Genomic DNA, 13,575 nt, shown 5'->3' with positions numbered 1-13,575 from the left:
ATCGTGCCCTTTTCCAGCGCCGGATAGATGTCGCCGCCTGCGATCTGCTGCGGCACGCCGCCCACCTTGGCGATGATCGTGCCGGCGAAGCCGCCGACGCGGAATTTCAGTCCCCTGAAATCTTCCATCGACTTGATCTCCTTCCGGAACCAGCCGCCCATCTGGGCGCCGGTCGAACCGGTCGGAATGCCGACGGCGTTGTATTCCTTCAGGAGGTCGTTGAGCATGTCGGTGCCGCCGCCGAAGTGCAGCCAGGCAATATGCGAGCGCGTGTTCAATCCGAACGGCAGCGACGTGCCGAAGGTGAACGCCGGGTTCTTGCCCCAGTAATAATACAGCGCCGTGTTGCCCATCTCGACGGTGCCGTTGGAGACGGCGTCGAGCACCTGCAGGCCTGGCACGATCTCACCGGCGGCGAACGGCTGAATCTGGAATTTGTTGTCGGTGGCTTCGGCGACGCGCTTGCAGAAATATTCGCAGCCGCCATAGAGCGTATCGAGCGCCTTGGGCCAGCTCGCCGCGAGGCGCCATCTCACTTCCGGCGACGATTGTGCGATGGCCGGCGCGGCAACGGCCGTGCTTGCGGCCAGCCCAGCCCCGGTCACTTTGAGAAAATCACGACGTTTCATGCGTATCCCTCCGTTGCGCCGATTCTTCGACAAGGGACGATCTTGGTGTCGTCTTTGCGTCGCCGATGATCGACGTGGGTGTTTTAAAAATTTTGGCGTTTCCGAAGGCCCTTCGGGCTCTTTTTGGATTCCGCGCATTGCGGAATGGCGTCAGGATGACCGGTCGCCTTGCGATAATCAAGCGCCGTCAGTGCGCTCGCAATTGCGAAGCCGAGGTTTGACCGCCGCTTCCGGCCCGAAACGACCGGCAAAACGACCAAAGCCCCGGAGATGGTGGCATCTCCGGGGCTTCTTCGTCTTTAGTCGTGGGGGGTCTCAGCGCCTCATGTCTTGGCGCGCATCCGCGCCATGAAGCTGTCGTAGCTCAGCTCCGCAACCTGCGTCCAGGGCAGCGAGTCGTTCTTGAACGCCATCATGCTCGCATGCATCTTGCCGAAATGCGGATTGGACTTGGAGAGGTCCGCGTAGATCTCGTTGGCGGCGTTGTAGCAGGCCTCGAGCACCTCCTGCGGGAAGCCTCTGACGATTGCACCGTTCACGATCAGCCGCTTCAGCGCCGGCGCATTCACTGCATCGTATTTGCCGGTGATCCAGGTGAAGGTATCGCGCGATGCCGCGTCGATCGCCGCCTTGTAATGCTTGGGCAGCGCATTCCACTTTTCGATGTTCATGATGTTGTGGCCCTGGCTCGTGCCTTCCCACCAGCCGGGGTAGTAGTAGTATTTGGCGACCTTCACGAAACCTAGCTTCTCGTCGTCATAGGGGCCGACCCATTCGGCGGCGTCGATGGTGCCCTTCTCCAGCGCCGGATAGATGTCGCCGCCAGCCAGTTGCTGTGGCACGCAGCCGAGCTTGGAGAGGATCGTGCCGGCGAAACCGCCGATGCGCATCTTCAGGCCCCTCAAATCGTCGAGGCTCTTGATCTCCTTCCTGAACCAGCCGCCCATCTGCGCGCCGGTCGATCCGGTCGGGATGCCATAAACGTTGTGCTCCCTAAGCAGGTCGTTGACGAGATCCTGCCCACCGCCCCACAACAGCCAGGAAATCTGCTGCCGCGTGTTCAAGCCGAACGGCAGTGCGGTTGCGAAGGTGAAGGCCGGATTCTTGCCCCAGTAGTAATAGAGCGCGGTGTTGCCGATCTCGACCGTGCCGTTGGAGACGGCGTCCAGTACCTGCAGGCCTGGAACGATCTCTCCGGCCGCAAACGGCTGAATCTGGAATTTGTTGTCGGTGAGGTCGGCGACCTGCTTGCAGAAATATTCGCAGCCGCCATAGAGCGTATCGAGCGCCTTCGGCCAGCTCGTGGCGTACCGCCACTTGATCTCGGGCGAGCTTTGCGCAATCGCGGGCGCCGCCACTGCGGTGCTCGCTGCCAGGCTCGCGCCCGTTACCTTCAGGAAATCACGACGTTTCATGCGGACCCTCCGCTATGCCGATGCCTTCGACACGGAACGAACTTGATCGTTCGTTCTTTTTGAGACTCGGCGTTGTTTTGTTTGAGGTTTGATAGCGTTTCCGAACGACCCTGATGGGCCTCTTCTTGTTGGAATCCCCACTATGATGGCATTCCGTCAGCAAGGATGACCGTTCGTCTCGCGATAATCAAGCCACCTGCCATCTCGCGCCTGCGAATGCGCGACAGACACCCGCAAGCGCGAGAGGCGAGGCGCCCGTGGCGCCGATCTCTTTCCTTACCGCTCCTTCGCGAAAGCCGTCTCCATCGCTTTTCGCACCCTGATCGTCTCGTTGTTTGCATCGAACTCGACATCGCTCCAGCGCACCACCGTGCCGTGGGCGACGTCGTGCTTCAGCTTCAAGCGATGTGCGAGCCCGATCGGCAGGGCGCCAGCCTTGAGGCTCGCGGCCGCCGGTAACAGCTTGCCCCACACCGTGTAGCCGCCTTCGCCGTCCAGCATCTCCCCGGCGTGCAGATTGCGTTTGGCCACAGCCGCGACGTCGCCGCGGAAGCCGTAAGGCTGCCCAGTGGCCTCGCCCCGCAGCGCCGCCGCCAGCACCGAGATGTTCAGCTCGAGCCCGATCAGATGATAGGGCTTGTACATGGCGGCGAAGCGTCCGCTGGAATCGGTCTTCAGGCCATATTGCCGGAAGCAGTCGGCAGCATAGTCGTTCGGTGCCTCCAGCACGACATAGACGCCCCAGCGCAGGTCGCGAAACACCGGCCGGCCGTCGCGCTCGAGCGAGGAGACGACTTCGACAAGGCCTGATCGCTCCAGCACGCCGCCGCGCGAGCGCGGCCGCATGATATGCGGCAAATCGTCGACGCCGCAGGGCGGAAACAGCAAGCCGTCCGTGGGCACGTCGAGGCCGCAGGCATTGGCGATCGCGGCCATCTCGATCGCCGATTTGGTGCCGTCGAGGAAGGAGTTGAACATCTGCGGATTCATGCCGGCCGACTGCGCTTCGCCCGCGGTCAGGCCGTAATGCTGCCAGACACCATCGGGTGTCACGTCGTGATAGGCCGGCAGGTACTTTGTGCCCTTGCCGGCAGCAACGACGCGGAAGCCGGTGGCCCGCGCCCAATCCACCATCTCCGCGGTCAGCGCCGGCTGGTCGCCGTAGGCGAGCGAATAGACCACGCCGGCCTTGCGCGCTTCCTCGGCGAGCAGCGGGCCCGCCAGCACGTCCGCTTCGACATTGACCATCACGATATGCTTGCCCGCCGCGATCGCGGCGCGCGCGTGGCGGATGCCGACGGCGGGATTGCCGGTCGCCTCCACCACCACGTCCATGGCGCCGCCGGCGATGGCGCGCGCGCCGTCATCGGTGAACACCGTGGCGGCGATGCGCTCTGCGTCCCAGCCGACGGTGCGGCAGGCCTCGCGTGCCCGGTCGCGGTCGATGTCGACGATGATCGGCACCTCCAGCCCCGGCGTGTGCGGCACCTGTGCGAGGAACATCGAGCCGAACTTGCCGGCGCCGATCAGCGCGACGCGAACGGGCTTGCCGGCGGACGCGCGGGCCTGGAGGAGGCGGAAGAGGTTCATGGGGGGGTCCGTAGGTGCAACAATCAAAGCTCGTCATTCCGGGGCGCGCGAAGCGCGAGCCCGGAATCCATTCATCCACAATGTCTGCGGCCCGATGGATTCCGGGCTCGACGCTGCGCGTCGCCCCGGAATGACAGGTTACTCCGCCGCCTGCCGCGGCGCACGTGCCAGCCGCAGCAGCGCGTCGTCGTCCACCGTCTTGATCGGCGTGAAATCGCGATGCGCGATGTAGTCCGGCCGCGTCGGTGTGCGGATATGGTTCGAGACCGCGTTCAGCGTCAGGTACACGATCTTGCGCGGATAGGGCGTGATGTTGCCGCTCGATCCGTGGACGAGATTGCCGTGGAACATCAGCATGCCGCCCGGCTTGCCCGTGGGTGCGACGATGCCGCCCTGCTTGACGAGGAGCGTGACCGTGTCCTCGTCCAGCGTCCACAGCGGATACGAGGTGGTGGCGAGATCGTGCGACGCCTCGAGATCGCCGGCATTCTGGCTGCGCGGCACCAGCATCAAGGGGCCGTTGATCGGCATCACCTCGTCGAGGAAGATCGCGATGTTCATCGCCCGCGGCTCCGGCATGCCGTCGTCGCGCTTCCAGGTGCCGTAATCCTGGTGCCATTGCCAGACGTCGCCGGTGAAGGCCGATTTCGCGTTGATCTTGAACTGGTGCATGTAGACCGGCTCGCCGAACAATTGCTCGACCGGCTCGATCATGCGCGGATGCGCGCCGAGGATGCGGAAGGCCTCGTTGTAGAGATGCGCGGCAAAGGCCGTGCGCGGCGCGCCGCTCTTCTCGCGCCAGACTTCGGGCCGGTTGGCGTCGTAAATGGCGACCGCCTCGCGCGCGAGCAGGTCGACCTCCTCTTGGGCGAACAATTCGGGCAGGAACAGCCAGCCCTCGCGGTGGAAGAACTCCAATTGCTCCTGGGACAGTCTCATGGGTCGTCCTCCTGTTGTTATCATTCCGGGGCACGCGAAGCGTGAACTAAGGTGCGCAATTGCGCACCTGAGAATCCATTTCTCGCAATCTCTGGCACCCGATGGATCCGGGCTCGATGCTGCGCATCGCCCCGGAATGACGGTGGCTGTGGTTACGCCGCCGTCTCGTCCGCTGCCCGCAATCTCTCCTCGGTCATCCGTCCGGCCGTCTGCGCGTGCGCCAGCGCGGCGCGTTCGGCCGCTTTGGCGTTGCCGCTTAGAATGTGCCCGGCAATATCGGCATGCTCCGCCCAGGCCTTGGCCCGATAGTCGAGCTCGGAGAGCACCGTCGCCATCGAGCGCCGCATGTGCGGCCATTGCGGCGCCATGGTCTCCTCGATCACGGGATTGCCGGCGAGCTGATAGATCGCGCGGTGAAAATCGACATCGAGGGTGATGAGCTCGGATAGCATCGTGTTGTGGTCGCTGCGGCGCCCGGCGGCGAGCGCTGTCTCCAGTCGCGCGCGTCCCGCCGCGTCGCGGGCCGCGCGTGTCGCCGCAAGGCGGGCCGCCAGCGCGTCGATGGCGCCGCGCACCTCGTAGAGCTGGCGGATGCGCGCAGGATCGAGCTGGGTCACTTCAAAGCCGCGACGGCCGCTCTCGGCGACCAGGCCCTGCCGGTGCAACAGATGCAGCGCATGCGACACCGGCTGGCGCGACACGCCGAGCCTGTCGGCGAGCTCGTTCTGCCGGATGCGCTGGCCGGGCTGGAGCGTGCGGTCGGAGATCGCCTCCAGGATCCGCGAATAGACCTGGTCGATCAGGTTCGGGAGCGGGTCGAGAGGAATCACGCCGTCAGCTCCAAAATGGAATACGGAATTCCGTGTTCGAAGCTACTCCCGGGACGGGCGGGGGTCAAGCACGGCTGACCGCGTCAGACGCCTCATGTTAGACCCTGCTTAAACTATTGATATTGCTTGGGCCGTCTACTGTGCATGGGGTTGTTTTCGTCGAAACGGGAGGAGCTACTTCGCCAGGAACCCGTTCACCACCTCGCCGAACTCCAGCGGCGCCTGCTCGAACATCCAATGGCCGGCGTTCGCGATCACCGCCGTCTCGGCGCCCGCGATGTGCGCGGCCAGCACGCGCCACATCACCGACAGGCTGCCGGTGGTCGCGCCGCCGCCGATCAGCAGCGTCGGCGTCCTGATGGCCTGCGCATCGCTCAGCGTGTAGGGCCGGCGCTGCTCGTTGATCTGGCCGAGGAAGGTGAGCGCGTTGTCGCGAAGTTGCTGCTTGGCCGCAGCCGGCACGCGCCGCCAGGAGCCGTCGCCTTCGATGCCTTCGTAGAAATTCCGCAGCGCGCCCTCGAGGTCGCCGGCGCGGATCATCTCGACCGATCGCGCGGTGCGGGCCGCCAGCGGCGGATGCGCGGGCGTGCCTTCGGGCACTGGCAGGGATGCGTCGAGATCGCCGCCGGGCTCGGCCAGCACCAGCTTGCGCAACAGATCAGGCCGCGCCTGCGCCACGCTAAAGGCGATGTGGCCGCCGCGCGAATGGCCCATCAGGTCGACGGGGCCAGGCTTGACCCGCTCGATGAAGGCGATCGTGTCCGCGACATGCTGCGCCATCTTGTAGTCGTCGCCGATCGCGTCCCAATGCTCGGGAAAGAAATGCCGCAGGCTGACCGAGATCACGCGATGGGATTTCGACAGCGGACCGAGCACCGAATACCAGGTGCGGAAATCACCCAGCGTACCGTGCACGCAGACCAGCGGCGGGCCCTCGCCGACTTCGAGATAGGCCATGTCGTAACCATTGACGCGGAAGCTCTGCATGGTCAGCTCGCCAGAAAATCCAGGACGATTTCGGAGTATTTCTGCGGCGCCTGCTCGAACATCGGATGCGTCGTGTTCGGGATGATCGCCGTCTTGGAATAGGGCACATGCGCGGCCAGCGCGTGCAGCACTTTCGGCAGCAGGCCTTTGGTCCGCGCGCCCAGGATGAACAATGTCGGTAGCCTGATCGATTCCGCATCCGCCTTCGAGAACGGCGGACGGTTGTCGCGGACCTGGCCGATCAGGGTATAGGCGTTGTCGCGCAGGTTCTGTTTCACCATCGCCGGCAGCCGCGGCCAGGTGCCGGGGCCTTCCAGCGTGTCGACGAAGACGGCGAGCCCGCCGTCGACATCGCCGGCAGCGATCTTCTCGGCCGAGGCCGTGAAGCGCGCCAGCAGCGGCGAGGGGCCGCCGACGTAATCCGGATCAAGGCTCGCATCGAGCTCGCCGCCGGGCTCCGCCAGGATCAGCCGGCGCAGGAGATCGGGCCGCTGCTGCGCCACGCGGAAGCAGATATGCCCGCCCCGGGAATGGCCCATCAAATCGACCGGCCCGAGATCGAGCTTGTCGACGAAGGCGATGACGTCGCTGGCGTGCTGGGCGATCGAATAGGTGTCGCCGACCCCATCCCATTTTTCCGGGAAGAAGTGGCGCAGGCTGACGGCGATCACCCGATGCCGCTGCGTCAACGGGCCCAGCACGCAGCCCCAGACGCGAAAATCATTCAGCGATCCATGCACGCAGACCAGCGGCGGACGGCCGCTGTCTTCGCCCACGTCGAGATAGGGCATGTCGTATCCGTTGACGTGGAGGCTCTGCATTGTGGGCTCGCGAGAGAGGGTTGGAACTTGTGTGCAAGATTCCCGGAAACCGGGTGGATCGCAACTATTTCCAAGCCTAGATTTGGCGTGAGTTGAAAGTGGGGCCTGCAACGAAAGCAAGCCGGGAACCAAGCCATGACCGACCAGCATTTTGCCCTGTTCGACACCAGGATCGGCCTGTGCGCCATCGCCTGGGGTCCGCGCGGCATCAACGGCACCCAGTTGCCGATGGGCGACGAGCAGAAGATCCGCACCCGCATCAGCCAGCGCCATGCCGACGCCACCGAGGCCGAGCCGGCCGCCGAGGTGCGAGAGGCGATCGACCGCATGACAAGACTGCTCGCGGGCGAGCCGGATGATCTCACCGACATCCCGCTCGACCTCGACGGCGTGCCCGAGTTCAATCGCGGCGTCTACGAGATCGCCCGCGCCATCCCGCCCGGCAAGACCATCACCTATGGCGACATCGCAAAACAGCTCGGCGGCGTCCAGCTGTCGCGCGACGTTGGCCAGGCGCTCGGCCGCAACCCGTGCCCGATCGTGGTGCCCTGCCATCGCGTGCTCGCCGCCGGCAACAAGCCCGGCGGGTTCTCGGCAAATGGCGGCGTGGTGACGAAGCTGAAGATGCTCGAGATCGAAGGCGCGCTGGTGAACCACACGCCGAGCTTGTTTGATTGAGGTGAGGGATGTGTAGGGTGGGTTAGCCGAAGGCGTAACCCACCTCTTCTGTTTCCGCGGATAGAGACAGTGGTGGGTTACGCTTCGCTAACCCACCCTACGAATCCCGTTCCTAAATCTTCGCCGCCTTCGGCCAGTAGCGATCGCGCAGGTGTCGCTTCACCAGCTTGCCCGTGGGCGTGCGCGGCAGCTCGGCCTCGAAATCGATCGAGCGCGGGCACTTGATGGCGGAGAGGCGGGTCTTGCAATAGGCGATCAGCTCGGCCTCGAGCGCCTTGCCGGCGCGCTTCATGTCGTGCGGCTGCACCACCGCCTTGACCTCCTCGCCCATCTCCTCGTTCGGCACGCCGAACACGGCGACATCGGCGACCTCAGGGTGCGTGATCAGCACGTCCTCGGTCTCCTGCGGATAGATGTTCACCCCGCCGGAGATGATCATGTAGGACTTGCGGTCGGTGAGGTAGAGAAAGCCGTCCTTGTCGAGATAGCCGACATCGCCGAGCGTGGACCATCCCCTGGCGTTGTAGGCCTTCTTCGTCTTCTCGGGATCGTTGTGATAGGTGAAGGCGGGTGCGTCGGCGAAATAGACGGTGCCGATCTCGCCGACAGGCTGCTCCTCGTCGTTCTCGTCGAGAATCTTGATCTTGCCGACCACGGCGCGGCCGACGCTGCCGCGGTGCTCCAGCCATTGCTGCGAGTTGCAGACGGTGACGCCATTGCCTTCCGAGCCGGCGTAATACTCGATCAGGATCGGCCCCCACCATTCGATCATCTTTGCCTTGACGTCGATGGGGCAGGGCGCGGCGGCGTGGATCGCGCCCTTCAACGTCGAGACGTCGTACTTGGCGCGCACCTCGTCCGGTAGCTTCAGCATGCGCACGAACATGGTCGGCACCAGCTGGGATTGCGTCACCTTGTATTTCTCGACCAGCTTCAGGAATTCCTCGGCGTCAAAATGTTCCATGATGATGGAGGTGCCGCCGAGCACGATCGCCATCATGTTGAAGCGCAGGGGCGCCGCGTGATAGAGGGGGGCCGGTGACAGATAGGTGCTCTCCGCGTTCATGCCGCACATGTCGGCGCAGAGCACGCGCAGGAAGGCGTTCGGCACGTCGATTCTGTTGCCTTCGAATGCCTTCTTGATTCCCTTCGGGCGGCCGGTGGTGCCCGACGAATAGAGCATGTCGTAGCCGGCGACCTCATCCGCAATCGGCGTTGTCGGCTGCGCCGCGGCCTCCTTGTCGTAGGAGCGGAAGCCGGGCAGGGGGTCGTCCATCATGTAGAAGATCGGCTCGCCGGGCGTGCCCTTGACCAGGTCCTTGATCTGCTCGGCGCATTTCGGTGTGGTGATCACGACCTTGGCGCCGCAATCGGCGATGATGTAGTCGATCTCGTCCTGCTTCAGGTAGCGGCTGATCGCGGTGTAATAGAGCCCGCTCCGCTGTGCGGCCCAGCAGAGCTCCATGAAGGCGAGGCGGTTCTCCATCAACAGCGCGATGTGGTCGCCGGCCTTGAGGCCAAGCGAGCGGAACAGCTGCGCGCCCTGGTTCGAGAGCTCGTCGAGCTCCCGATAGGTGATCGCCTTGCCGGTGCCGGCCATCTGGTAGGCGATCTTGTCGGGCGTCGTCTTGGCGTGGATGGAGGGGTGGGTCATGGTCGAGATCTCGCAACAAAAAAGGTGTCATCCCGGCGAAGGCCGGGATCCATAACCACAGGCCTCGACTGTTGAAACGAGATGGAGCTCCGGCGCGACATAACCACAGTCTCCTGTGGTTATGGGTCCCGGATCGGCGCGCGCTTGAGGCGCGCTTGTCCGGGACGACACCGTTTGTATGGCCGCGGCCTACAGCCGCTCCACGATCGTCACATTGGCCATGCCGCCGCCTTCGCACATGGTCTGCAGGCCGTAGCGCTTGCCGCGCTGGTGCAGGGCGTGCACCAGCGTGGTCATCAGCTTGGTGCCGGAGCCGCCGAGCGGATGGCCGAGCGCGATGGCGCCGCCATTGACGTTGAGACGCTCGGGGTCGGCGCCCGTAGTCTTCAGCCATGCGGTCGGCACCGAGGCGAAGGCCTCGTTGACCTCGAACAGGTCGATGTCGCCGATCTTCATGCCGGCCTTCTCCAGCGCACGCTTGGTCGCGTGCAAGGGAGCGTCGAGCATGATCACGGGATCGCCGCCCGTCATGGTCATGTGATGGATGCGCGCGAGCGGCTTGACGCCGAGCTGCTTCAGGCCCTTCTCGTTCACCACCATGACGCCGGAGGCGCCGTCGCAGATCTGGCTGGCGCTGGCCGCGGTCAGCTTGCCGTTCTCGGCGATCAGCTTGACGCCCTTGATGCCGTCGAGCGTGACATCGAAGCGGATGCCTTCGTCGATGTGGTGGGTGTCCTTGCTGCCGTCGGCGCGGGTGATGTCGAGCGGCACGATCTCCTTCTTGAAGTGGCCTCCTTGCGTCGCCGCGATCGCGCGCTGATGGCTGTCGTAGGAATACTGGTCGAGCTCATCCTTGGAGAGGCCGTACTTCTCGGCCATCATCTCCGCGCCGGTGAACTGGCTGAACACGATGTTCGGATACTTCTTCTCGATGCCCGGGCTCTTGTAATTGCCAAAGCCGTTCTTGGCGGGAAGCTGCGACGACAGGCCCATCGGCACGCGCGTCATCGACTCCACGCCGGCGGCGATCACGACATCCATCGCACCCGACATCACCGCCTGCGCGGCGAAGTGCAACGCCTGCTGCGAGGAGCCGCACTGGCGGTCGATCGACGTGCCGGGCACGCTCTCCGGCAGCTTTGACGCCATGATCGCGTTGCGCGCGACGTTGTTGGACTGCTCGCCGACCTGCATGACGCAGCCCATGATCACGTCCTCGACCTGGGCGGGGTCGACCTTGGTGCGGTCGACCAGCTCGTCCAGCACCTTCGCGGCGAGATCGGCCGGATGCCAGCCGGCGAGGCGGCCCCCCTTGCGCCCGCCGGCGGTACGCGCGGCGGCGACGATGTAAGCCTCGGCCATGTCGGTCTCTCCCTGAATTCTTGATTGGGTTTGGTTGTCGGGGACGGATTTAAGGGACCGGAGATCGTTTAGTCAATCGATCAATTAACTCTTGTGATGAGGCGCTGCTTGCGCTTATCTGCGCCCCGCTTCCAGCGGCCAAACAGGGATCTCCGTGGCTACCAGCGTTCCGAACAGGCTCCCCGCCGGGAAAAATTCCACGGCAGAGAAATTGCTAGTGGCCGCGAGCGAGCTGATGATCGAACGCTCCTCGATCGAGATCTCGCTGTCCGACATCGCGCAGAAGTCGGGCGCCAACGCCGCGCTGGTCAAATATCACTTCGGCAACAAGGACGGCCTGTTGCTGGCGCTGCTGGCGCGGGATGCTGCGACCGAGATGTCCAATCTCGAATATTTGCTGGCGCAGCCGATCACGTCGACGGCGAAGCTGAAGCTGCATATCGGCGGCATCATCCGCGCCTATCACCGGTTCCCCTATATGAACCGGCTGATCCACTATCTCTTGCACGAGACCAGCGCGAGCTCTGCCGACGAAGTCTCGAAGTTCTTCGTTGCGCCGCTCTTGGACTTCCACCGCCGCCTGCTGGCCGAGGGCGTCAGCCGCAACGAATTCCGCCCGACCGATCCGGTGTTGTTCTACACCAGCCTGATCGGTGCCTGCGATCATCTGTTCTTCGGCCGGCACGCGATGTCCCGCGCGACCGGCGTCGGCCCGGTCACCGACGATGTCTGCCGGCAATACATCAAGCACATGGAAACGCTGATCTGCGGCGGCATCCTCACGCAAGCCGAGGAAGCCGCCGCGGCCGGATAGTCCGGTCAACACGTCACAAGTCTAGAGAAGAAACGCCCAAGGAAAAGGTAGAGGAAAGGTACACGCGATGCAGTTGAAAGACGTAGCCGTTCTCATCACCGGCGGTGGTTCGGGCCTTGGTGCCGCGACCGCCCGCGCCATGGCGGCCAAGGGCGCCAAGATCGGCGTGACCGACCAGAGCAAGGAAAACGCCGAGAAGGTCGCCGCTGAAGTGAAGGGTGTCGCACTGCACGCCGACGTCACCAGCGAGGAGCAGATCAGGGCCGCGATCGCGAAGGCGGAAGCCGCGCACGGCGTCGCCCGCGTGCTGATGAACTGCGCCGGCATCGGCGGCTCGCAGCGCATTGTCGGCCGTGACGGCGTCTACCCGCTCGAAAAGTTCGCGCGCATCATCAACGTCAACCTGATCGGCACCTTCAACTGCCTGCGTCTGTTCGCCGAGCGTCTCGTCACGATCGAGCCCGTCGGCGAAGAGCGCGGCGTCATCATCAACACGGCCTCGGTTGCGGCCTACGAAGGCCAGATCGGCCAGATCGCCTATTCGGCGTCGAAGGGTGGCGTCGTCGGCCTGACGCTGCCGGCCGCGCGCGATCTCGCCAGCCAGAAGATCCGCGTCAACACCATCGCGCCCGGCCTGTTCTTCACGCCACTGCTGATGGGCTTGAACGAAGAGGCCCGCAAGAGCCTGGGCGCCCAGGTGCCGCATCCCTCGCGTCTCGGTGACGCCGCCGAATACGGCATGCTCGCGGTGCACATCGTCGAGAACCCGATGCTGAACGGCGAGACCATCCGCCTCGACGGCGCCATCCGCATGGCGCCGCGGTAGAAGAGGCTCTTTTCTTACCCTCCCCTGGAGGGGGAGGGTCGGCGCGAAGCACCGGGGTGGGGTGATCTCTCCACTCGGGCAGTTTTCGGTGGGGCGAGACCGTCACCCCACCCCGCTCGCGCTGCGCGCGATCGACCCTCCCCCTCCAGGGGAGGGTGGTAGTCCGGCCCATGACTGATGTGCGAGGCCCCATGTCCCAACCGCTGCTGATCGAGCACAACGACGGCGTCGACCGGGTGACGCTCAATCGGCCCGAGCACCTCAACGCGCTCGATCCCGCGCTGATCGATGCGCTCAACACCTATTTCCAAGGCCTGCAACGCAATCGCGACACCCGCGTCGTCGTGCTCAAGGGCGCCGGCAAGAATTTTTGCGCCGGCCTCGATCTCAAAGCTGCGATGGCGCGCCGGGCCGGACAGCAGGAGCCGCCCGGCGTCACGGAGTCGCTGGATTCGCAGCGGCGCATCGCCGACATCGTGATGCTGATGCGGCGCTGTCCACAGCCGATCCTGGCGCTGGTGCAGGGCGCGGCCGCCGGCGGCGGCTTCGCGTTGGCGCTGGCCTCCGACATCCGCATCGCAACGAGATCGGCGCGGATGAATTGCGCCTTCATCAAGCTCGGTCTCGGCGGCTGCGACATCGGCACCAGCTATTTTCTGCCGCGCCTCGTCGGTGTCTCCGTCGCATCCGAGCTGATCCTCACCGGGCGCTTCATCGGCGCCGAGCGCGCGCTGGCGGTCGGCCTCGTCTCGGAGGTCGTGGACGAGGACAAGCTCGATGACGCGGCAGAGCCTTATGTCGAGGCGATGATGACGGCCTCGCCCGTGGGCCTGCGGCTATCCAAGGAATGTCTCAACATGAGCGTCGATGCCGGCTCGCTCGAAGCGGCGATTGCGATGGAGGATCGCAATCAGGTTCTGTGCAGCCGCTCCGAAGAGTTTTCGGAAGGCATCAGGGCCTTCCTTGAGAAGCGAAAGCCTGTCTATATCAGGCGCTGAACCACGAAGATCCGCAAAGGACAATAATTCCG

13 protein-coding genes (1 of these 13 only partly in view) are annotated in these 13,575 nt (G+C 64.5%); 4 read left to right on the top strand and 9 right to left on the bottom strand.

What is annotated here, in order from left to right:
* The 7 genes from AB7M16_RS15235 to AB7M16_RS15205 all read right to left on the bottom strand — a co-directional run.
* On the bottom strand, window positions 1–629 hold the 5' portion of the coding sequence (locus AB7M16_RS15235; protein WP_172787000.1) for a TRAP transporter substrate-binding protein. 463 nt of this gene lie to the left of the window's left edge; the window shows 629 of its 1,092 coding nt (coding positions 1–629); it begins with the start codon at window positions 627–629; its stop codon lies off the left edge, out of view.
* 323 nt (window positions 630–952) lie between these two features.
* The gene (locus AB7M16_RS15230) at window positions 953–2,044 is read right to left on the bottom strand and encodes a TRAP transporter substrate-binding protein (protein ID WP_212260001.1); all 1,092 of its coding nucleotides are present in this window, start codon (window positions 2,042–2,044) and stop codon (window positions 953–955) included.
* A gap of 276 nt (window positions 2,045–2,320) precedes the next feature.
* Window positions 2,321–3,634, bottom strand: coding sequence for an NAD(P)H-dependent oxidoreductase (locus AB7M16_RS15225; RefSeq protein WP_453944370.1), 1,314 nt, complete (start codon window positions 3,632–3,634; stop codon window positions 2,321–2,323).
* A 138-nt stretch (window positions 3,635–3,772) separates the two neighbouring features.
* Window positions 3,773–4,573 carry a phytanoyl-CoA dioxygenase family protein gene (locus AB7M16_RS15220; protein WP_453944369.1) on the bottom strand — a complete coding sequence of 267 codons (801 nt, stop codon included), beginning with the start codon at window positions 4,571–4,573 and terminating at the stop codon, window positions 3,773–3,775.
* 152 nt (window positions 4,574–4,725) lie between these two features.
* Window positions 4,726–5,403, bottom strand: coding sequence for a GntR family transcriptional regulator (locus AB7M16_RS15215; protein WP_453944368.1), 678 nt, complete (start codon window positions 5,401–5,403; stop codon window positions 4,726–4,728).
* A gap of 174 nt (window positions 5,404–5,577) precedes the next feature.
* Complete coding sequence (locus AB7M16_RS15210) at window positions 5,578–6,390, bottom strand: alpha/beta fold hydrolase (protein ID WP_453944367.1); 813 nt, start codon at window positions 6,388–6,390, stop codon at window positions 5,578–5,580.
* Window positions 6,391–6,392: 2 nt separating this feature from the next.
* Window positions 6,393–7,211 (bottom strand): alpha/beta fold hydrolase, encoded by an 819-nt coding sequence (locus tag AB7M16_RS15205; RefSeq protein ID WP_453944366.1) that lies wholly within the window; start codon window positions 7,209–7,211, stop codon window positions 6,393–6,395.
* A gap of 135 nt (window positions 7,212–7,346) precedes the next feature.
* Here AB7M16_RS15205 and AB7M16_RS15200 point away from each other — a divergent pair, with 135 nt between their 5' ends.
* Window positions 7,347–7,889, top strand: coding sequence for a methylated-DNA--[protein]-cysteine S-methyltransferase (locus AB7M16_RS15200; RefSeq protein WP_453944365.1), 543 nt, complete (start codon window positions 7,347–7,349; stop codon window positions 7,887–7,889).
* A 112-nt stretch (window positions 7,890–8,001) separates the two neighbouring features.
* Here AB7M16_RS15200 and AB7M16_RS15195 read toward each other — a convergent pair whose 3' ends face one another.
* A complete protein-coding gene (locus AB7M16_RS15195) occupies window positions 8,002–9,543 on the bottom strand; it encodes an acyl-CoA synthetase (protein ID WP_453944364.1) in 1,542 nt (513 codons plus the stop codon).
* Between the two features lie 189 nt (window positions 9,544–9,732).
* Complete coding sequence (locus tag AB7M16_RS15190; protein ID WP_453944363.1) at window positions 9,733–10,905, bottom strand: acetyl-CoA C-acetyltransferase; 1,173 nt, start codon at window positions 10,903–10,905, stop codon at window positions 9,733–9,735.
* A gap of 235 nt (window positions 10,906–11,140) precedes the next feature.
* Between AB7M16_RS15190 and AB7M16_RS15185 the strand changes: the two genes are divergently transcribed.
* The 3 genes from AB7M16_RS15185 to AB7M16_RS15175 all read left to right on the top strand — a co-directional run bounded on the left by AB7M16_RS15185 (window position 11,141) and on the right by AB7M16_RS15175 (window position 13,543).
* Window positions 11,141–11,719, top strand: coding sequence for a TetR family transcriptional regulator (locus tag AB7M16_RS15185; protein ID WP_453944362.1), 579 nt, complete (start codon window positions 11,141–11,143; stop codon window positions 11,717–11,719).
* 67 nt (window positions 11,720–11,786) lie between these two features.
* Window positions 11,787–12,545 (top strand): SDR family NAD(P)-dependent oxidoreductase, encoded by a 759-nt coding sequence (locus AB7M16_RS15180; RefSeq protein WP_453944361.1) that lies wholly within the window; start codon window positions 11,787–11,789, stop codon window positions 12,543–12,545.
* A gap of 191 nt (window positions 12,546–12,736) precedes the next feature.
* The gene (locus tag AB7M16_RS15175; protein ID WP_212260017.1) at window positions 12,737–13,543 is read left to right on the top strand and encodes an enoyl-CoA hydratase/isomerase family protein; all 807 of its coding nucleotides are present in this window, start codon (window positions 12,737–12,739) and stop codon (window positions 13,541–13,543) included.
* Window positions 13,544–13,575 lie beyond the last annotated feature (32 nt).

This window comes from Bradyrhizobium sp. USDA 372, from assembly GCF_053629095.1.
The sequence above is the reverse complement of the archived record's forward strand: the minus strand, read 5'-3'. Positions and strand labels throughout refer to the sequence as shown.

Bases quoted from the DNA above. Each gene is read 5' to 3' on its own strand.
- AB7M16_RS15230 (WP_212260001.1), bottom strand. From the start codon at position 2,044: ATGAAACGTCGTGATTTCCTGAAGGTAACGGGCGCGAGCCTGGCAGCG.
- AB7M16_RS15225 (WP_453944370.1), bottom strand. From the start codon at position 3,634: ATGAACCTCTTCCGCCTCCTCCAGGCCCGCGCGTCCGCCGGCAAGCCC.
- AB7M16_RS15220 (WP_453944369.1), bottom strand. From the start codon at position 4,573: ATGAGACTGTCCCAGGAGCAATTGGAGTTCTTCCACCGCGAGGGCTGG.
- AB7M16_RS15210 (WP_453944367.1), bottom strand. From the start codon at position 6,390: ATGCAGAGCTTCCGCGTCAATGGTTACGACATGGCCTATCTCGAAGTC.
- AB7M16_RS15205 (WP_453944366.1), bottom strand. From the start codon at position 7,211: ATGCAGAGCCTCCACGTCAACGGATACGACATGCCCTATCTCGACGTG.
- AB7M16_RS15200 (WP_453944365.1), top strand. From the start codon at position 7,347: ATGACCGACCAGCATTTTGCCCTGTTCGACACCAGGATCGGCCTGTGC.
- AB7M16_RS15195 (WP_453944364.1), bottom strand. From the start codon at position 9,543: ATGACCCACCCCTCCATCCACGCCAAGACGACGCCCGACAAGATCGCC.
- AB7M16_RS15190 (WP_453944363.1), bottom strand. From the start codon at position 10,905: ATGGCCGAGGCTTACATCGTCGCCGCCGCGCGTACCGCCGGCGGGCGC.
- AB7M16_RS15185 (WP_453944362.1), top strand. From the start codon at position 11,141: ATGATCGAACGCTCCTCGATCGAGATCTCGCTGTCCGACATCGCGCAG.
- AB7M16_RS15180 (WP_453944361.1), top strand. From the start codon at position 11,787: ATGCAGTTGAAAGACGTAGCCGTTCTCATCACCGGCGGTGGTTCGGGC.
- AB7M16_RS15175 (WP_212260017.1), top strand. From the start codon at position 12,737: ATGTCCCAACCGCTGCTGATCGAGCACAACGACGGCGTCGACCGGGTG.